The organism is Frankia sp. CpI1-P (assembly GCF_001421075.1).
GTDB classification, from domain to species: domain Bacteria; phylum Actinomycetota; class Actinomycetes; order Frankiales; family Frankiaceae; genus Frankia; species Frankia torreyi.
The window spans coordinates 17,571-36,970 of sequence record NZ_LJJX01000060.1; the positions used below are offsets into that span (position 1 = coordinate 17,571).

Here is a 19,400-nt window from a genome sequence, read left to right on the forward strand (position 1 = left end):
CCCACCCGTCCCTCCCGGTCCAAGGAGTCCCGACCCCGATGACGCCCTCGCCGGCCCCGCCCTCGTCACCGGCGCGCCCGCCCCGGGCCGTCGCGCCGCCCGACTCCGCCGCCGGTGGCTGGCGCCAGCCACCGGTCGCCGTCGTCGGCATGGCGGTGCTCCTGCCGGGTGCCCCGGACCTCGCCGCCTACTGGCAGAACCTGCTGGGCGGCATCGAGTCGATCAGTGAGGCGCCGCCGCACCGCTGGGATCCCCAGTTCTACGACCCGGCCGGCGCCACCGAACCCCACGCGGAACGGATCTACTGCCGCCGCGGCGGGTTCGTCGACGAGTACGCCTACGCCGACCCGCTGCGTTTCGGCATCCCGCCCGCCGACGTCGCCGGCATCGAACCCGACCAGCTTCTCGCGCTGCAGGTCGCCGCGAGCGCAATCGACGACGCCGGCGGCGCCACCCGGCTCGGCGACCCGGCCCGCGTCGGCGTCATCCTCGGCCGCGGCGGCTACCTCGGCGCCGGCCTCGCCCGCCTCGACCAGCGGCTGCGCACCGCCCACCAGCTCGTGTCCACCCTCGGCACGCTGCTGCCCGCCCTGGGCGCGGACGAGCTCGACCGGATCCGGGCGGCCTTCACCGACCAGCTCGGCCCGCAGCGCGCGGACGGCGCGATCGGGATGGTGCCGAACCTGGCCGCGTCCCGGATCGCGAACCGGCTCGACCTGCGCGGCCCCGCGTACACGGTGGACGCGGCCTGCGCCTCGTCGCTGATCGCCGTGGACAGCGCGGTCACCGAGCTCGCCGCCGGGCGCTGCGACGCGGTGCTCGCCGGCGGCGTCCACCACTGCCACGACATCACCCTGTGGAGCACCTTCGCGCAGCTCGGGGCGCTGTCGGCGCGCCAGCAGAGCCGGCCGTTCGACCGTGCCGCGGACGGCATCCTCATCGGCGAGGGCACCGGCGTCGTCGTGCTCAAGCGCCTCGACGACGCCCAGCGCGCCGGCGACCGGGTGTACGCGGTGATCCGCGGCACCGGGACGTCCAGCGACGGGCGCGGCGGCGGCCTGGTGAACCCGGAGCCGGCCGGGCAGGCCCTCGCCGTCGAACGGGCCTGGGCGGCGGCCGGGCTCGACCCGCGCGCCCGGCATTCGGTCGGCATGATCGAGGCGCACGGCACCGCGACGCCGGCCGGGGACGCCGCGGAACTCGCGACGCTGGCGCAGGTCTTCGGCAGCGACCGGGACGACGTCGGCGTCCTCGGCTCGGTCAAGTCGATGATCGGCCACGCGATGGCGGCGGCCGGCGTCGCCGGGCTGGTCAAGGCCGCGCTGGCCCTGCACAACCGCGTCCTGCTGCCGGCGGTGAACTGCGAGGATCCGCATCCGGCGCTGGCCAGGACGCGGTTTCGCCCGCTGCTGACGGCCGCGCCGTGGGAGAGCGCGGGGCCGCGCCGCGCCGGCGTGAACGCCTTCGGGTTCGGCGGGACGAACGCCCACGTGCTGCTGGAGGAGGCGCCGCCGCCCACCGCACCGCGCGCCGGGACCGGCGCGCCTGGATCCCCCGCGGGGGTCGGCTCGCCGGGGGCGCGGCGGGACCCGACCTCCGCGGGTCAGTCCGCCGCGCCCGCCGCAGCCGGCGCCGGCACATCCGTAGGCGGTACATCCCGAGGCGGCACATCCCGAGGCGGCACGGCGGAGGGCACCACATCCGAGGGCGGCACGGCGGGGGGCGGCGCGACGGGGGTGCCGGCGGCGACGGTCCGCGAACCCGACGTCATCCTCCGCTTCGCCGCGGCGACCCCGCGCGAGCTCGCCGGCCAGCTCGACGCCGACGACGCGACCCTGCGCGCGACGGCCGGCGGCCCGCCCGCGTACACGGGTCCCGGCGCCCGCCTCGGTCTGGTCCATCCCACCCCGCGCCGGCTCGCCGCCGCCCGGCACGCCGCCGGCGGGGCCCGCACCGGGGCCTGGGATGCCTGGCGGGGTCGCAGCGAGGTCTGGTACAGCGCGTCCGGCCTGCTCGCCGGCCCGAAGCCGGCGCGGGTGGCGTTCGTCTTCCCCGGGCTGGAGGCCGAGTTCGCCCCGCGGCTCGACGACGTGTGCGCGCACTTCGGGTTCGCGCTGCCGCGACTGTCCGCCGACGGCCTCGGGACACACGGCAGCAGTGTGCTGGCCGCCAGTCGGGTGCTTGACCGGACGCTGCGCCGGCTGCGCGTCGAGCCGGACGCCGTGGCCGGGCACAGCATCGGCGAGTGGAGCGCGATGTTCGCCGCGGGCCTGTTCGACGAGGCGGAGGTCGACGCCGACATCTTCGGCGCCGACCCGTACGAGGGCGACGTGCCCGAGGTGGACTACGCGTCGCTGAGCTGCTCGCGCGACGACGCGCTGGCCGCGATCGCCGACCACCCCGGGGTCGTGCTCTCCCACGACAACGCCCCGGCGCAGACGGTGGTGTGCGGGCCGCCGGCACGGATCGCCGAGCTCGCCCGCGGGCTGCGCCGCCGCAACGTCGTCGTGCAGATCCTGCCGTTCCGCTCCGGCTTCCACACCCCGATGCTGCGGCCCTACCTCGCCGGATTACGGGAACGCACCCAGCGGATGCGGATCCGGCGGGCACCGCAGACCGAGCTGTGGTCGGCCACGACCGCCTCGCCGTATCCGGAGGACATCGGCGCGATCCGCGAGCTGTTCGTCCGTCACCTGCTCGAACCGGTGCTGTTCCGGCAGGTCGTCGAGGCGATGGCCGCCGCCGGCGTCGGGGTGTTCGTGCAGGTCGGCCCCGGACGCCTCGGTGGACTCGTCGACGCCACCCTGGAGTCGACGCCGCACCTGACGATCGCGGCGAACAGCTCCGAACGCGACGGGCTCGGGCAGCTACGCCGGCTGGCCGTCGCCCTGTGGGTGGAGCACGGCGACCCCGACCTCGCCGCCCTGGACGCCCCGCCCGCCGGTGCGGCGCCACCCGCTCCCCTCCCCACGGGCAGCACGGACGGCACGGGCAGCACGGACGGCACGGACAGCACGGACAGCGCGGGGGCGACGGGCCGCCGCGGTGGCCCGCTGGTCCGCCTCGATCTGGGGGCGGCGTCGGTCCGCCTCGACCCGGCGGCACTGCCCAGGTTGGAGCCGGCCCGGCCGGCAAGCCCGCTGGCCGCATGGGCTGCCAGCGACCCCCTGGCCGGCGAGCTCATGGCACTGCTCGACGACACCGCCGAGACCGCCGCGTCCGTGCTGGCCAGCGCCTTCGCCGCCCCACCACCGCCGGCGACACCACCGCAGACCGCACCACCGCGGGCGGCCGAACCCGCGCTCACCACTGTGACGCGGACCAACGCCGGCTGGGAGGCGATCCTGCGCGTCTCCCCGCGGACGATGCCCTACCTGCTCGACCATGCGCTTCACGCGCAGCGCCCCGGCTGGCCCGACGACGCCGACAGGCGGCCCGTGGTGGCGGCGACGACGACCGTCCGGCTGATGATGGACGCCGCCGAGCGGGCGTCGGGGCGGATCGCCGTCGGCCTCGCCGACGCCCGCTTCGACGCCTGGCTGCCCGTCGCACCCGCCCGGGAGGTGGCGGTCCGGATCGCGCCGGTGGGGCCCGACCGGCTGCTGGTCACGTTCGCCGGCTATGCCAGCGCCCAGGTCGTCGTCGCCGACCGCTATCCGGCGTCCCGGCCAGCGCGCTGGCCGGTCGACCCGGCCGCCGAGCAGCCGCCGAGCATCAGCGCGCGGGACTTCTACCGCGAACGGTGGATGTTCCACGGCCCGGCGTTCCAAGGCGTGACGGCCCTGCTCGGCCACAGCACCCACGGCGTGCGCGCGGTGCTCACCGGCACCCGCGCACCCGGGTCGCTGCTCGACGCCGCCGGCCAGCTGCTCGGCTACTGGATCCGCACCCAGGCCCGCGACGGGCTGGTGCTGTTCCCGGTGCGCATCGGCGGGGTGCGGCTGTACGGGCCGGAGCCGGCGCCGGGCAGCCCGGTGACCTGCCAGGCGTGGGTGACCTGGGTGGACGACCAGTGGGTCCACGCCCACCTGCAGCTCGTCGACGGCGCCGAGGTCTGGGCCGAGGTCGAGGGCTGGGTGGACCGCCGCTTCAACCTCGATCCGGCGCTCGACGAGGCGTTCCGCCATCCGGACCGCCATCCGTTCGCGCTGGCGCAGCCCGGCGGCTGGGTGCGCGTCACCGAGCAGTGGCCCGATCTGGCCACGCGGGAACTGGTCCTCGGTAGCGTCACCGGCGCCGCCGAGCGGGCGGAGCACGACGCGACCCCGCCGCCGGCGCGGCGCGCCTGGCTGCTGCGCCGGATCGCGGCGAAGGACGCCGTACGCACCCGGCTGTGGGCAGCGGGCCACGGCCCCCTGTTCCCCGCCGAGCTGCACGTCACCGACGCGGTAACCGGCACCGCCGGGTCCGGCACCGCCGGGTCCGGCACCGCCGGGTCCGGCACCGCCGGGTCCGGCACCGCCGGGTCCGGCACCGCCGGGTCCGGCACCGCCGGGTCCGGCACCGCCGGGTCCGGCACCGCCGGGTCCGGCACCGCCGGGTCCGGCACGACGGTGGCCGGCGCCCACGGCGCTGCACTCGCGCCCTTCGCGCTGTCGGTCGCCCACGACGCCGGGCTGGCCGTGGCGATCGCGCGGCCCGCGACCCCGGCAAGCGGCAGCGGCGGTGTCGGCATCGCACTCGCCCGGATCGACCCGGACGGGGCCCGCTCGCCGGCCGGGCCGGCCGTGGCGGACCCCGACGAGGACCGGCTGCTGCGCCGGCTCGGCGGGGACGGCCGGGGTGACACACCACCCCGCTGGCGGGCGCGGTTCGCCGCCGCCCGGCAGGCCGCGAGCCGGGCCGGTGGCCACCCCGCCGCCCGGGTCGTGGCCGCGGGCTCGGACGGCACGCTGACCGTCGCGGTCGGCGCCGCTCCGGATGGCGGTCCCGGTGGGCCTGGCACGCCGCCGCAGCGGTACGCCGTCGCCTACGCCGAGACCGAGGCGCCCGCCGCGCAACAGGAGCACGCCACCGCGGGGACGCGGCACCGGTACGTGGTCGCCTGGACGACAGGGGCCGCCAGTCGAGAGGAGTCCAACCAATGACGCACGATGACGAGCTGTCCGGCACGCTGCTCGCCGAGATCGGCACGATGATCGCCCGCATCCTGGAGAAGTACGGCCTGGGCGACGTGCGCGTCGAGATGACCACGGCCTTCCACGACGACCTGGAGATGGAGAGCATCGACCTGGTCACGCTCGGCGGCATGCTCGCCGAGCGGTACGGCGAGAACGTCAGCCTCGCCGAGTTCCTCGCCGAGAAGGACCTCACCGAGGTCATCGCGCTCACCGTGGGCGACGTCGTGGAGTTCGTCCGGTCCCGGCTGGGCGCCCCGGCGGGTGTGGACTGACCGTGCCGATCATCGACGTCAACGGCAACGATCTCCACTACCTGCACGAGCGGGGCAAGCCTGCCCGGCCCGGCGCCGCCGGCACCGGGCGGGGCGACCCGGCANGCCCGGCCGACGCGCTCGACAGAACCGACACGGCCGCCCCGACCCGCCCCGCGGGCCCGGCGCCGACGCTGGTCTGCGTGCACGGCCTGGGCACCGACAGCCTGGCCAGCTTCTACCTGACGATGGCCGCCCCGCTGGCCGCCGCCGGCATCGACGCGGTGTTCTACGACCTGCGCGGGCACGGCAACAGCGGCCGACCCACCCACGGCTACACCGTCGGTGACTTCGTCTCCGACCTCGCCGGCCTGCTGGCCGCCCTGAGCATCGACGAACCGGTGCACCTGGTGGGCAACAGCTTCGGCGGCACGATCGCCTACGCCTTCGCGGCCGCCCACCCGGACCGGGTGGCGAGCATCGTCACGATCGAGGCCGAGCCGCCGACGCAGCCGTGGGCCGACCGGGTGGGGCTCATGCTGGAGAACACCCGGCGCGACCTCGGCCGCGAGGACACCTACGCCTGGCTGCAGAAGACCTTCGGCTCCCACTACGTCCGGCTGTCCCGGCTGGCCTACCGGCGCCTGCAGGAGACATCGATGGCCGACGAGATCCCGGAGGGCCCGCTGCTCGACCTGGAGGACCTGGCCCGCCTCCACCACCCGGTGCTGAGCATCCTGGGCAGCGACGGCTTCCAGGCGGAGGACCCCTACCTGTTACAGAGTGTTTTGCCTGACTGTCACACGGTGATAGTGCCGGATCAGGACCATTCGGTGCTCGTCGAGTCGCACCGGCGGGTCCGCGACCTGACGATCGACTGGGTGCACCGGCATCAGGCGGTGGGCGTCCCCTCCGGCGAGGGGGCGTGAGCACCTTCCTGTTCGTGGTGCCGCCGCTGGCCGGGCACATCACCCCGCTGGTCGCCGTGGCCGACCGGCTGCGCGACCGCGGCCACCGGGTGGTCTGGTCGGGCGAGGAGTCGATCGTGCGGCGGCTGGCCGGACCGGACGCCGAGATCCATCCGTGCCTCGCGGGGCCGGTCGACGTCGACGTGCGCGGCGCCGAGCTGCGCGGCTATGCCGGGGTTCGTTTCCTGTGGGAGGAGTTCCTCGTCCCGCTGGCCGAAGCGACCTATCCGGCGGTCGTCGAGGCGGCCGTCCGGTCGGCCGCGGACGTGCTGGTCTGCGACATGCAGGCGCTGGCCGGGCCGCTCGCGGCGGCCCGNCTGGGCCGGCCGTGGGCGACGTCGGCGACGACGTCGGGCCCGCTGCGGGACACCTTCGCCGCCACCCCGAAGGTCCAGCGGTGGTTCGACGACCTGCTCGACGGACTCGTCGCCCGCACCGCCGACACAGTCCGGCCCGACCCGTCCGCGGCCGGCGGGCCGCCCACGCCGCGCGCCCTGCGGCTGTCCCCCCATCTCGTCCTCGCGTTCACCACGGAGGCACTGGCCGGGCCGCCCGGCGGCGACTCGCTCATCGGCCCGGACGGCCCGCCGACCGCCTGGGTCGGCCCGTCGCTGCCATCGCCACGTCCCGACCCCCTGGAAGGCGACCCCGGCGGGCCGGAACCGGGCGGGCCGAAATCGGGCCGGGCGGAACCGGGCCGGGCGGCAACGGGCAGGGCTGAACCGGGCAGGGCGGCAACGGGCGGCGCGGCGGCGGGCGAGGCGTTCCCGTGGGGGCGGCTCGATCCGGCACGCCGGCTCGTGGTGATCAGCTTCGGGACCGTCAACGGCCGGGTGAGCGGGGAGTTCCTGCGGACGTGCGCGGCGGCGCTGCGCGCGCTCGGCGACGGCGTGCAGGCTGTCATCGCCGACCCGTTGGATGCCGTCGATCCGGCCGCCGTGCCGGACGGCGGCATCGCCGCGCGGTTCCTGCCGCTGGTCGACCTGCTGCCGCGGGCGGCGGCGGTCGTCTGCCACGCCGGGCACAACACGGTCTGCGAGGCGCTCGGACACGGCGTGCCGCTGGTCGTCGCGCCGATCCGAGACGACCAGCCGGTCATCGCCCAGCAGGTGGTGGAGGCGGGTGCGGGAATCCGGCTGCGCTTCGCCCGGGCCACGCCGGCGATCGTGGCGTCGGCCGTCCGCGATGTTCTCGACGATCCCCGCTACCGGTCGGCCGCGGCCCGTGTCGGCGCCTCGTTCCGGGCGGCGGGGGGCGCCGCGGCCGCGGCCGAGCACCTGCAGCGCCTCGCCGCAGCGCGCAGCCCGGTCCGATGAGCCGCGCCCGCCGCGCCGCCGCGCCGCGCCGCCCGCCGCTGCCGGCCGGACGGTTCGTGCTCCACTTCACCGCGGGCTCGCGCCGCGTCCTGCTCGCCGGTGGGGTGCTCACCCTGCTCGGCACGTCGATGTCGCTGGCCCAGCCGATCATCGCCCAGCACATCCTGGCCCGGCTCACCGCCGACCAGCCGGTCGGGCGGCTGCTCGTCGTCCTGACCGTCGCCGTCCTGGTCGGCACGGCTGTGTCCGCCGCCGGGTTCTTCCTCATCGAGTCGGTCGGGGAGACCCTGGTGCGGACCGTCCGCATCCGCCTGGTGGAACGCATCCTGCGGCTGCGGCTGGCCGCGACCGACGAGATCAAGCCCGGTGATCTGATGTCGCGGCTCGTCGGCGACACGACGCTGCTGCGCCAGGTCACGACCCAGGCCCTGGTGACGAGCTGCACGGCGACGATCGCCCTGGTCGGGGCGCTGGTGATGATGGCGCTCATCGACGTCGTCCTGCTCGGCGTCACGCTGTCGTCGGTCGTGCTGATGAGTGCCAGCGTGCGCTGGTCGGCATCGCGGATCGGGAAGGCCACCGGCGAGGCACAGGCCGCCGTCGGCTACATGGCCACCCTGCTCGACCGCGACCTCGGCGCCCTGCGCACCGTCAAGGCCTCCGGGGCCGAGGATCACGAGATCGGCCTGCTCGCCGACGCGGCGCAGACGGCGTTCCGTCGGGGGCTGCGCGTCGCCGCCTGGCAGGCGGGCACCGGGGCGAGCGCCGGCATGCTCATGCAGGCGTCGTTCCTGGGGGTGCTCGGCGTCGGCGGCGCCCGGGTCGCCGCCGGGGACCTGCCGATCTCCGACCTGATCGCGTTCCTGCTGTACATGTTCTTCCTGACCCAGCCGGTGACCACCCTGGTCGGTGCCTGGGGCCAGTTCAAGGCCGGCGGGGCGGCCGCGGAACGGATCTCCGCGGTGCTGCGCCTGGCCGCCGAACCCACCGCGGACCGGGGACGCACCACCCCCGGCCGCCGCACCACCCCCAGCCGCCGCACCGCCCGCGGCCGCCGCAGCACCGCCGCCCACCGCGACCCAGTGGGCCAGCGTGATCCAGCCGGCCAGCGTGATCCTGCCGCCAGCGGTCCCATGTTCAGGCGCGGGCCGGCCGTCGTCCGCCGCACCGCGCTGACCAGGCGCCCCGCGTCGACCACGAGCACCGCNCCGAACGGCCGGGCCACCAGCGCGGCGGTGGCCTTCGACGAGGTCGAGTTCGCCTACCGGCAGGACCTGCCCCCGGTGCACCGGGGGGTGTCGTTCACCGTCCCACCCGGCGGGATGACCGCCATCGTCGGCCCGTCGGGCGCCGGCAAGTCGAGCATCTTCCTGCTGCTCGAACGGTTCTACGACGCCACCGCCGGCCGGATCCTCGTCGACGGCCGCGACGTGCGGGACTGGCCGCTGGCGCAGCTTCGCCGCTCGATCGGCTACGTCGAGCAGGAGGCTCCGGTGCTCGCCGGCTCCCTGCGCGAGAACCTCACCCTCGGCCTGACCGGCGTCGACGACCAGGCCCTGTACGAGGCGCTGCGCCTGGCCCGACTGGAGCTGTTCGTGGCGGCGCTGCCCGGTGGGCTCGACGGCTGGATCGGCCACCGTGGCGGCACCCTGTCCGGCGGTGAACGCCAGCGCATCGCGATCGCCCGCGCCCTGCTGCGCCGGCCCCGGCTGCTGCTGCTCGACGAGGCGACCTCGGCGCTCGACGCCGGCAACGAGCTCGCGCTGCGCGACACCGTCGCCGCCGCGGCGAGCACGACGACGGTGATGGTCGTCGCCCACCGGCTGTCCACCGTCGTCGGCGCCCGGCAGATCATCGTCATGGAGGCGGGCCGGGTGCGCGCCGTCGGCAGCCACGCGCAGCTGCTGGAGACCGACCCGCTCTACCGCGATCTGGCAACCACCCAGCTCCTCGTCCCCACCGGCTGACGCCCACCCGACGGGACGATCACGCCGACGAGGGCGGGGGGAGCCCGCCGGCGCCGCCGGACTCCCCCTGTTCGGCTGTTGCCGCTGCCGACGACGGCGGACACTGGCTGGCGGAGGTGGTGCACGATGTCCGTCCAGCTCAACCACACCATCGTCGTCGCCCGAGACCGGCGTGAATCCGGCGAGACCTACCACCACAACGGCGGCCGCGGCGTGTACTTCCCCGACCCTTCCGGCCATTTCCTGGAGATCCTCACCCCCACCGCCGAATGAGCCGCCCACGCGCGATCCCGCTCGCCTTCTACGGCACCGTCGTCGCCGACGATGACGGGTCCACCCGCTCATCGCCGGGGAACGCCGGCGGCCTCTGCGGGACCGGGCCCGACGCGTGACCTCGCCCGCGTCGATCCGCTCGACCTGCTGGACTCGGCCGTTGGGTCGGCGCGGTCTGACCGTGACGCCGGGCCGGTGACAGATCCGGCTTTTCCCCGCCGCTCGCGCAGACCCAGGGGCTACCATCGGCACGGTGTGACATCGGGTGTGAACGGAGAGCAGTCATGGGCTGGGGTGGCAGCAAGCACACCGACAAGCGCGGCAACACCGGCGGAGGCAGCAGCACCGGCCGCAGCGGACAGAAAAGGGGTGGCTCGGGCCACACGGGCGACCCTGCGGACAGCGTCGACCGCGGAACGCTGACCTGCCCGAAGTGCCTCGGGAGCGGAATGGTCGGCAACCCGGCGGCAGAGCAGGACGCCGGTGAGGAGTTCGACGGCGCCAGTCAGATCAGGTGCCCGCGTTGCAGCGGCACAGGCCAAGTGAATGCGAAATGAGCGAGCCGCCGGAGGACGGCCCGACCGGGCCCGCCCCCGAGGTGCACGCTCTCATCCCGTCATGCGGGCCCTGCCGGCGAGCACGGGCGCAGCACCTGCGCAGGTCTGCCCGGGGATCGGCGGCTAGGGAGGACCTGCCGGAGGTAACGTTGCAGCCGCCGGTGACGCGCTGCCCGCATATCCCAGCCGTGTGGGCGCCCGGGTTCGGGCCGGATGCCGAGCCGCCGGAGGACTCCGGGTGGGAGACGCGGCCCGACGGACCGGTGTGACGACGCCGGAGGAGCGCCGCCAGAGTTCGGTCCGGCGGGGAGTTGAACGCCCTCGCCTCGGGTGCTCGGTCAGGGCTCGGTGTGAGTTCCACCTTGGTCGCGGCNCAGCGGGTACTCGGGCGGGAGCTGCACGACGACGACGGGGATGGATGTGGTCACCCGACAAGAAATACCCCCACAACGGCGGTCGCAGCACGTACTTCCACGACCCGTCCGGCCGTTGTCGGAGATCCTCACCCACTCATGAAACCCTGAAGCCGGCCCGGGAGTGCAAAGGATCTCTTTACCTACGATTCACGATGTTCCAGGCCATCTACGCGGGCGGTGTCGCCAGCTCGACCAACGACAGCCGCTTCCGTCGGGTCGACCCGGCGACCTACCACTGATCAGCACCACCCACAATTCCTTCCGGGGGAAGACGGATGAGCCGGCCGCGCGCGATCCTGCTCGACTTCTACGGCACCGTCGTCGCCGAGGACGACGACGTGGTGGCCGCGGTCTGCCGCAGCATCGAGCAGACCGCGACGGCTCGCGTGCGCAACCCGGCGACGATCGGCCGGTACTGGTCGGACGCCTTCGCCCGGTTGTGCGCCGCCGCGACGGGCCCCGCGTTCGCCACCCAGCGAGAGCTGGAACGCCGGTCATTGCGGGAGACGATCCGGCATTTCGGCTCGGACGCCGACGAGGAATCGCTCAGCCGGCGGCTGTTCGACTACTGGCGTCGGCCGGCGCTCCTGCCCGGCGCCGCCGCCTTCCTGGCCGAGATCGAACTGCCGGTCTGCCTTGTCTCCGACATCGACCGTGCCGATCTCGACGCCGCGCTCGACGCCCACGGGCTCCGAGTGGACGCGATCGTCACAAGCGAGCAGGCACGGGCCTACAAGCCGCGACCGGAACCGTTCCGGCTCGCCCTCGACCACCTGGCACACGGCCACCCCGGACCCGACCAACCCGGACCCGGCCAGCCCTGCCTCGCTCCGGGCGAGGTCTGGCACGTCGGCGATTCCCTGACCTGCGACGTGGCCGGCGCCAACGCGCTCGGCATTCCCGTCGTCTGGATGAACCGCAAGCACCGGCAACGGCCGGCAGGGGCGTCGCTCGTCGCCGAGGTCGGGGACCTCACGAAGGTCCTGGAACTGGTCCGGCAAGCCTGACCGCGACGGCCGCCCGGGCGCCACGCGTCCACCACCGGTCCACGGCCCAGCCGTCGTCCCCCGCGCGGACCACCCGTCACCCGGCGGTGGCCTCGCTGCCGGCGACGGGACTGCCGAGGGCGGGGCCACCGGCGACGGAAATGGCGGGGGCAGAACTGCCGGCGCCGGGGATCACGGGATCGGGACGGGCACCGACGGTGAGCGTGGGGACGGGACTTGCGGGGACCGGACTGGCGGGGACGGGGACGGCGGGATCGGATCCGGCAGGGACGGGACCTTCCGGGGTGGGACTGGCGGGGGTGGGACTGGCGGGGGTGGGGCGGGCGGAGACGGTCAGGCGGGCGGCGCGGGTGAGGACGTAGCCGAAGATCGACATGTGGGACGTCGGAAAGAGGCGGGCGACGGCGTCGATCGTCCTCGCCTGACGCGTGATGATCACGCGGGCTCGGCGGGCCTCGACCGCGGCGAGGATCTCCCGGGCGGCGGCGTCCGCCGGGTAGCTGAGCATCTTCGCGAAGTCCCGCCGGCCCGCCTCGGCCTCGTCGCTCGGCACGTCACGCGCCACCCGCGCGGTCTCAGCGAGCCGGGTGCGGACTCCCCCGGGGTACACGGCCGTGACGCCGACGCGGCCGGCCAGCTCGTGGCGCAGCGCTTCGGTGAAGCCGCGCACGGCGAACTTGCTCGCCGAGTAGGCCGTCTGGCCGGGGGGTCCGATGAGCCCGAACAGGCTCGAGACGTTGACGATGTGGCTGCCCGGGCTGGCGAGCAGGGCCGGCAGCAGCAGGCGGGTGAGCCGCACGGGCGCGCGGAAGTTGACGGCCATCACCCAGTCGAACTCCTCCAGCGTGAGGTGTTCGAAGCCGCCGCCGAACGCGACGCCGGCGTTGTTGACCAGCAGGGTCACCTCGGGATGGTCGGCCAGGACGCGGGCCGCCGCGGTGTCGACGGCGTCGGCGTCGGCGAGGTCGACGGTCAGGGCGTCGACCGGCAGCCGTGGGTGGCGGGCACGGATCCTGGCGGCCACGGCCGCGAGGCGCGGTGCGTCGCGGTCGAGCAGGACGAGGTTGCTGCCGCGGCCGGCGAGCGCGTAGGCCATCTCCTCCCCCATGCCACTCGCGGCGCCGGTCACGACGGCGGTTCCGGCGGCGAACCGGTAGGGACGGAGCGGGGACGGCACGGATGGACTCCTTCGACCAGGTTCAACCAGAAACGAGGATGCCCAGTATCCAGAGAGCCCATCGCCCGGCACGGCCAGACCTCGCCCCACGTCTCCCGTCCGGGCGGCGGGGCGGGGCGGGGCGGCGGGGCGGGGCGGCGGGGTAGGCCGGCGCAACGGTCAGCGGAGCAGGACGTCGGCGAGGCGCCGCCACCACGTGGACTCGGGCTCGCCGCCGGTCGCGTCGTTGACCTGGAGCACGACCTGGTCGGCGCCGGCGGAGAGGTACTCGGCCACCCGCTTGCCGATGGTCTCCACGTCCCCCCACACGGTGACCTGGTCGATGAGCCGGTCGCTGAGGTCCGCGACGTCGTCGGTGGTGAAGCCCATCCGGGCCAGGTTGTTGGCGTAGCCGGGGACGGTGGTCAGGAAGCGGATCGCCTCGCGGGCGGCGCCGCGCGCGGCGACCGGGTCGCGGTCGGGGATGACGGTGACGAGCACGGCCAGCGTCCGGTCGGGGCCGANCACGGCGCGGGCGTCGGTGACGTACTGCGGGGTGACGAGGAACGGGTACGCCCCGGCCGCGCGGTCGCGGGCGAGGCGGAGCATGGCCGGGCCGAGGGCGGCGAGGATGCGCCCGGCGGCCGGCACCGCCGGCTGCGCGGCGTCGAGCTCGTCGAGGTAGGCGCCGAGGGTGCCCAGCGGACCCGCGCCGTGCGCGCCGCCGAGGCCGGCGAGGTAGCGGCCGGGATGGTCGGCGGCGAGCGCCGCGTAGGTCGCCGCGACCTCGGCGGCGGGGACCTGGTCGACGGACAGGATGCCGTTGGCGACGAGCAGNCTCCCCGTCCCGCGCACGACCTGCTCGACGAGCCAGACGTTGTTGCCCTGGCCACCGGGCAGCCACAGCGTCGAATAGCCCAGGTCCTCGACCTCGGCGGCCGCCGCGACGGCGGCGGGAACGTCCGGGTTGAAGGCGATCGTCGAACTCGCGATGCCGATGGTGCCGAGAGTGGTCATGACCCCTGCAACCCCCCGTACCGGGAGCCTCTTCCGGGTCGGCGGGCAACCTGCGCGGCGGCCCGAACGACAACGAACCGGACACGCCCGACCAGACCAGACCCGCCGTCACCGGCAGTTACCAGACGACGCCGACCACCAGACGACGCCGACCACCAGACGATGCCGAACGGCAGGACACGATGCGCACCCCGCGACACATCGCCATGATCGGCTGCACCACGCCGAGCCACGTCTACCCCTCGCTCGGCGTCATCGCCGAACTCGTTCGCCGCGGCCACCGGGTCAGCTACGCCATCGGCGACCGGCTCGCCGGGCTGGTGGAGCCCACCGGCGCGCGGCCCGTCACCCACCCCTCGACGCTGCCCGCCGAGGACGGTGACTGGCCGGACAACCCGGCCGCGGAACTCGCCACCCGGATGTTCCTGACCGAGGGGATCGCCACCCTCCCCCCACTCGTCCGCCACTTCGACGACGACCGGCCGGACCTGCTGATCCACGACGTCGCCGCGCAGGCGGGCCCGGTGCTCGCCGCCCAGTGGAACGTCCCCGCGGTGCTGCTGTCCCCGACCTGGGTGCCGTGGGACGGCTTCGAGCAGGACAACGCCGAGGCCCTGGCGGCGCTGCGCACCTCCGTGCCGGGCAAGGAGTACCACGCGGCGTTCAGTGCCTGGCNGCACGACAACGGCCTCGACCGCGACCCCTGGGAGTGGCTGGGCGCCGACCGGCCCGTCGTCTCGCTGATCCCCCCGGTGCTGCAGCCGCACCTGAACCGGGTCCGGCCGGGCGTGCGGTTCGTCGGCCCCTGCCTGGACCCCGCGCGCCTCGCCGAACGGACCTGGACGGCGCCGCCGGACGCCGGCCGGGTGCTGCTGGTGTCCCTCGGCACCGTCTACAACGACCGGCCCGACATCTACCGGGCCGCCGCCGAGGCGTTCGCCGACACCGACTGGCATGTGGTCATGGCGCTCGGCCGGCGCGTCGACCCCGCCGCGCTCGGCCCGCTGCCCGCGAACGTCGAGGCCCACCGCAGCGTCCCCCAGCTCGCCGTGCTCGCCGCGGCGTCAGCGTTCGTCACCCACGCGGGGATGGGAAGCTGCGTGGAGGCGTTGTGGTTCGGCGTGCCGACGGTCGCGATCCCGCTGGCCGCCGAGCAGTTCGGCAACGCCGCGATCCTCGGCGCCCTCGGCGTCGGTGAGCAGCTCGCCGCCGATCGGGTCAACCCGCAGCTCCTGCGCGCCGCCGTCGAGTCCGTCGCCGCCGACGCCGGGATCGCCGGGCGGCTGGCGGGGGTCGCGTCCGTGCTGCGCGCCCACGGCGGGATCGAGGCCGCCGCCGACGCGGTCGAGTCGTTCCTGCCCTGACAGGCCGAGTCAGCCGACCGCGAGGAGTTCCACCTCGAAGCGGAGGTCGGAGTTGGGCGGGATGACCGGCGGGAAGCCGCGGGGGCCGTACCCGTAGTCGGGAGTGACGGTGAGCACCGCCTTCTCGCCGACCGAGAGCTGGGGGATCCCCTCGTCCCACCCCTTGATGACCTTGCCGACGCCGATCTCGGTGGTGAACGGCACCCCCCTGTCCCGGGACGAGTCGAACTGCTTGCCGTCGAGCAGGGTGCCGACGTAGTGCACCGTCACCGTGTCTCCGGCCTTGGGGAAGGTCTTGCCGTCCCCCGGCACCACGGTCTCCTTCGATACGCCCATGCCCCCAGTATGTCAGCCGCAGCCGCCGCCCCGTGTCGTGTCCGGCGGCGGCTGCGGCGAAGCAGCCCGCCGGGCCGGCGGGCCGGCGGGCTGTGAGATCGTGCGCGGATGCCCGCCGAACCTGCGCTGATCCTGTGGGATGTCGACCACACGCTGGTGTCGTTCGCGGGGCTCGGCCGCGAGCTCCACGCCCGGGCCTTCCAGGAGATCATCGGCCGGCCCGCGGCGCAGGTCGCCGACCTCGCCGGTCGCACCGACCGGGCCATCGTCATCGACACCCTGCGGCGCAACGGAATCGACCGGCCGGAGTCGCTGCTGCCGGCGTTCTACGCGGCGCTGCCGGCCGCGGCCGTCGCACTCGACGATCGGATGCGCCGGACCGGCCGGGTCCTGCCCGGCGCCCGGGCGGCCGTCGAAAGCCTGGTCGGGGACGGCGTCGTGCAGTCGGTGGTGACCGGGAACCTGCCGTCCCTCGCCCGGCTCAAGCTCGCCTGCTGCGAGCTGACCGACCTGCTCGACCTGACCGTCGGCGGCTACGGCGACGACGACAGCGACCGGGCCGTGCTGGTCGCCCTGGCCGTCAAGCGGGCGGAGGCCGCCTACGGAGTGACCTTCGCCCCGGCCCGCGTCGTCGTCATCGGCGACACGGTGCACGACGTCCGCGGCGCGCGCGACGCCGGGGTGCGGGCGGTCGGGGTCGCCACCGGCGCGACCACCGCACCGGCCCTCGCGGCCGCCGGCGCGGACGCGGTCCTGGCCGACCTGACCGACCCGGCCGCCCTGCACGCCGCCGTCCACGGCGACACCGTCACCTGACGACCCCGGCGCCGGCGCCGCGTCGGCAACCCCGAGCTCGGCGACCCCTGAACAGTAAAGGCGCAGGTCAGCGGAGCACTATCCGTCGTATCTCGCTGAATCTCGGTTGCGTCCAGCTTCTCAGNCGCGCTCGAGGCACAACGAGCTGCGCGACCAGCCCGCGGAAAAGACAGGGCCCATCGCTTCCGTCGCTTCCATCGCTTCCATTCCAGCCATGACGACGGGGTCGTAGCTGGCGCCCGTACCGCTTCCCGGTGCCGCACCAGCGTCCACCGAATCGATCCTTCACCACGCAAAACTTCTCTTAGCAGGGCAATGCCGCCGATTACGTCAGCACGTTCCGGACTCGCACTTCAGACTGCTTGACAAGGACAATTCTTCGGACCTATCGTCATGCTTACCGATCACGTCAGTACAAGACTGCCTGTACACCTTCCCTGCAGGTGCAATTCTGTGCCAGGTACGTTCCGGAGACACGGTGACTGCGTTGCATGGCATCTTCCCGGGCGGGATCGAGATCCCGCCCGGGAAGTATTCTCCGGCCGGCCGGTTCGGCCACCTGTTCCCGGACCTGCCCGCCCGCCCGGCGATCGGGATTCCACTGGCCGAGCAGCACGGCCGGCCCGGCGGGAAGACGGACGCGGGCACTCTCGGCATCGTCGGCCGGCCCCACGCCACGGGCGTCGCGCCAGGTCCGCGCAGGACGGTGATGCCATCACCATACCCAGAGGGGAGTTTTCGTGTCACGTAGAAGGACGATTCGCGAGACCGTCGAGAACGGTATCAACGATCTCGACGAGCTGCAGGCCTCTCTGCTTACCGCCATCCAGTTGGAGTTCTCGACCATTCCGCCGTATCTGTGCGCCCAGTGGTCGATCACGAGTGCCGACCCAAGCGGCGTGGCGGGCCTGATCGAGCAGGTGGCGACACAGGAAATGCTACATTTCGGCCTGTCCTGCAACATGTACACCGCCACCGGAGCATCACTCAAGGGCGAGATCGCCGCGCCGGACTTCGTTCCCGTCTATCCGGCTACGGGACTGCCCGGCGGCGTCCATCCCGAGCTGGTTGTCGCGCTGGCACCGCTGAGCGAGCAGGCCCTGCAGACGTTCATGGCCATCGAGTACCCGGAGGCGGATCCCGTCGTGCCGGCGCCGGATCTGCCGCCGCCACCCCCGCCGCCGGCCGGGCCGACAATCGGACAGTTCTATGCCGCGATCGCCGCCGGCTTCAACGCTGTGTTCCCCGACGGCTCGCTGCCGACACACCCGGCGCCGAACCAGGTGACCGCCACCAGAATAGGCGACGACACGCTGTTCGCCGTCAACACGGTCGCGGACGCCCTGACGGCCATCAACGAGATCACCNCGCAGGGCGAGGGCGCCAGCACATCGCCCGACGAGGGCACGTTTGATCCAGGTAGACTCGCGCACTACTACACGTTCGCGGAGATCTACTACGGTAAGACCGTGGTACCGTCGGGCGATCATTTCGAATACGCGGGCACTCCCATCGAGATGCCCGCGGTCCATAATTTCTCGGCACAACCGTCACCCGGACCCGATCAGCAGACCTTCATCAAGACGTTCACAGCATTGATGACCAATCTGGAAAAATGCTGGAGGAATGACTTCTCCATCGAAACCGCCATCTCCNACATGTTCGACCTGACCAAGGCTGGCGTCTTTCTGATCGAGGCCGGGATCACCCCTCAGTTCACTATCGCGTAACTGTCCGGCGAGGCTGGGCTCAGGCTGGCGCCGGAGTGCACATTCGGTTGACCGGGGTGGCTCAGACCCTGGGTCCACTCGCCGATCTCGCCGGCACCTGGATCAGGGCCGGGTGCACGCTGATCTCACTTCTGGATTTCGATCCGAATCCGCCGAGCACCGGGCCGAGGGCATTCCGACTGAAGCCGAACTCCACCGTGGAGCACCTGGAGTTCATCCCCATCGGCGGCACGGTTTCCAACCGCGGTTCGACCGACCAGCTCGACATCAGGCGGCCAGCTCGACATCAGGATCTTCGGGTTGCGCTACCTTCAGCGGATCGCCCAGGGCGCGATCCCGCACGGCACCTCCGTACTGGCGCCGGGAACCCCCCTGACAGTCTCCTCGGGCCCGACGATCGACCTTGTCAGCTCTCGACCCAGGAGGAAGGCCGGCACCCACCCTTCGGTCTCGGCTATCTGGATCCCTTCGAACGACCAGACCTGCCACCAGGCTTCCAGCCGAGCTTCGTCGACGACCTGAACACCGCCCTCTCGGAATCGACTGGCCGCACATCTCGGTCGCGACGCTGACCAAGCGGAAGGCCTTCTCGACCTGCGCGCGAGCCAGCTCAAGATCCTTCGTCGGCGGGTCACCCCGCGGGCGCGGCCGGGCGGCGGCGCAGGGTGTCCCAGACGGCAAGGGCGACGGCGGCGAGGCCGAAGATGGCGCCGGTGATGCTGACGGCGGTCCAGCCGCCGTGGCTTTGGCTTCCTCCTCCTCGTGAACGAGGGGGACTCCCGGTGGGGATCATGCCGCCTTCCCGGGTGGTTGACGCTTCACCGTCCCCGGCAACCCGGAGATCTCCACGTCCATGGACGACAGTCCAGCCGCCCTGATGTTCAGACTTGCGTTGGTATCCGCGTTCCCCGACCAGCCACACGACGTGCACAGGAATGTTGCCTGGTCGGGGCGGGACACCCGGTCGACGACCCCGCAGACGTGACAGCGCTGCGACGTGTACGGCGCCGGAACCCTCACCAGCACCCCACCCACGCGGGCCGTCTTGTAGGCGAGATGCGCGCCGACGCGTCCCCATGCGGCGTTCAGAACCGACCGGTTCAGCC

Annotated in this window: 12 protein-coding genes and 9 pseudogenes; 14 read left to right on the forward strand and 7 right to left on the reverse strand. The window is 73.8% G+C overall.

All coding sequences use genetic code 11. The annotated features are described in order from the left end of the window. Nucleotides 1-38: 38 nt before the first annotated feature. From FF86_RS26640 to FF86_RS26665, 8 genes and pseudogenes are all read left to right on the forward strand, one after another. A complete protein-coding gene (locus FF86_RS26640; protein WP_055870794.1) occupies nt 39-5,087 on the forward strand; it encodes a type I polyketide synthase in 5,049 nt (1,682 codons plus the stop codon). Continuing rightward, nucleotides 5,084-5,392, forward strand: coding sequence for an acyl carrier protein (locus FF86_RS26645; RefSeq protein ID WP_055870797.1), 309 nt, complete (start codon nt 5,084-5,086; stop codon nt 5,390-5,392). Before FF86_RS26640 ends, FF86_RS26645 begins: the two co-directional genes overlap by 4 nt. 105 nt (nt 5,393-5,497) lie before the next feature. Then, nucleotides 5,498-6,300: pseudogene (locus tag FF86_RS26650) on the forward strand (alpha/beta fold hydrolase); the annotation flags it as partial. An 842-nt stretch (nt 6,301-7,142) separates the two neighbouring features. Beyond that, entirely contained in the window at nt 7,143-7,655 is a 513-nt protein-coding gene (locus FF86_RS58345; RefSeq protein WP_396230111.1) for a glycosyltransferase, read from the forward strand. A gap of 128 nt (nt 7,656-7,783) precedes the next feature. Then, on the forward strand, nt 7,784-8,862 hold a 1,079-nt coding region (locus tag FF86_RS58350), incomplete at its 3' end, for an ABC transporter ATP-binding protein (RefSeq protein ID WP_242419681.1). Between the two features lies 1 nt (nt 8,863). Further along, nucleotides 8,864-9,622: pseudogene (locus tag FF86_RS58355) on the forward strand (ATP-binding cassette domain-containing protein); the annotation flags it as partial. 126 nt (nt 9,623-9,748) lie between these two features. Further along, entirely contained in the window at nt 9,749-9,895 is a 147-nt protein-coding gene (locus tag FF86_RS34400) for a hypothetical protein (protein ID WP_157866993.1), read from the forward strand. Between the two features lie 1,248 nt (nt 9,896-11,143). Next, nucleotides 11,144-11,875 carry an HAD family hydrolase gene (locus FF86_RS26665; RefSeq protein WP_044888722.1) on the forward strand — a complete coding sequence of 244 codons (732 nt, stop codon included), beginning with the start codon at nt 11,144-11,146 and terminating at the stop codon, nt 11,873-11,875. A 280-nt stretch (nt 11,876-12,155) separates the two neighbouring features. Here FF86_RS26665 and FF86_RS26670 read toward each other — a convergent pair. From FF86_RS26670 to FF86_RS58370, 4 pseudogenes are all read right to left on the reverse strand, one after another. Beyond that, nucleotides 12,156-12,983 (reverse strand): annotated as a pseudogene (locus tag FF86_RS26670) (SDR family NAD(P)-dependent oxidoreductase); the annotation flags it as partial. Between the two features lie 228 nt (nt 12,984-13,211). Continuing rightward, a pseudogene (locus tag FF86_RS58360) lies at nt 13,212-13,555 on the reverse strand (LLM class F420-dependent oxidoreductase); the annotation flags it as partial. Nucleotide 13,556: 1 nt separating this feature from the next. Then, nucleotides 13,557-13,868: pseudogene (locus FF86_RS58365) on the reverse strand (LLM class F420-dependent oxidoreductase); the annotation flags it as partial. A 1-nt stretch (nt 13,869) separates the two neighbouring features. Continuing rightward, nucleotides 13,870-14,048 (reverse strand): annotated as a pseudogene (locus tag FF86_RS58370) (LLM class F420-dependent oxidoreductase); the annotation flags it as partial. Nucleotides 14,049-14,254: 206 nt separating this feature from the next. On the opposite strand from FF86_RS58370, the pseudogene FF86_RS58375 reads away from it, so the two are divergent. Both FF86_RS58375 and FF86_RS58380 read left to right on the forward strand, forming a co-directional pair. Beyond that, a pseudogene (locus tag FF86_RS58375) lies at nt 14,255-14,723 on the forward strand (UDP glycosyltransferase); the annotation flags it as partial. Between the two features lies 1 nt (nt 14,724). Next, nucleotides 14,725-15,412: pseudogene (locus FF86_RS58380) on the forward strand (nucleotide disphospho-sugar-binding domain-containing protein); the annotation flags it as partial. A 9-nt stretch (nt 15,413-15,421) separates the two neighbouring features. Here the strand turns inward: FF86_RS58380 and FF86_RS26685 are convergent. Further along, nucleotides 15,422-15,748 (reverse strand): FKBP-type peptidyl-prolyl cis-trans isomerase, encoded by a 327-nt coding sequence (locus FF86_RS26685; RefSeq protein ID WP_044888739.1) that lies wholly within the window; start codon nt 15,746-15,748, stop codon nt 15,422-15,424. Between the two features lie 108 nt (nt 15,749-15,856). On the opposite strand from FF86_RS26685, the gene FF86_RS26690 reads away from it, so the two are divergent. The 4 genes and pseudogenes from FF86_RS26690 to FF86_RS68535 form a co-directional block, all read left to right on the forward strand. Beyond that, entirely contained in the window at nt 15,857-16,564 is a 708-nt protein-coding gene (locus FF86_RS26690; RefSeq protein WP_044888740.1) for an HAD hydrolase-like protein, read from the forward strand. 478 nt (nt 16,565-17,042) lie between these two features. Then, nucleotides 17,043-17,315, forward strand: a complete 273-nt coding sequence (locus FF86_RS33750; RefSeq protein ID WP_128423449.1) for a hypothetical protein — start codon at nt 17,043-17,045, stop codon at nt 17,313-17,315. Continuing rightward, nucleotides 17,305-17,931, forward strand: a 627-nt coding sequence (locus FF86_RS26695) for a ferritin-like protein (RefSeq protein WP_242419677.1), incomplete at its 3' end; no start/stop codon positions are given. The genes FF86_RS33750 and FF86_RS26695, both read left to right, overlap by 11 nt. A gap of 1 nt (nt 17,932) precedes the next feature. Then, nucleotides 17,933-18,219, forward strand: a pseudogene (locus FF86_RS68535) (hypothetical protein); the annotation flags it as partial. A gap of 706 nt (nt 18,220-18,925) precedes the next feature. On the opposite strand, the gene FF86_RS34405 reads toward FF86_RS68535, so the two are convergent. Continuing rightward, nucleotides 18,926-19,087, reverse strand: coding sequence for a hypothetical protein (locus FF86_RS34405; protein ID WP_157866994.1), 162 nt, complete (start codon nt 19,085-19,087; stop codon nt 18,926-18,928). Beyond that, the coding region (locus FF86_RS32630; RefSeq protein WP_157866995.1) for a zinc ribbon domain-containing protein at nt 19,084-19,400 on the reverse strand (317 nt) is incomplete at its 5' end. The genes FF86_RS34405 and FF86_RS32630, both read right to left, overlap by 4 nt.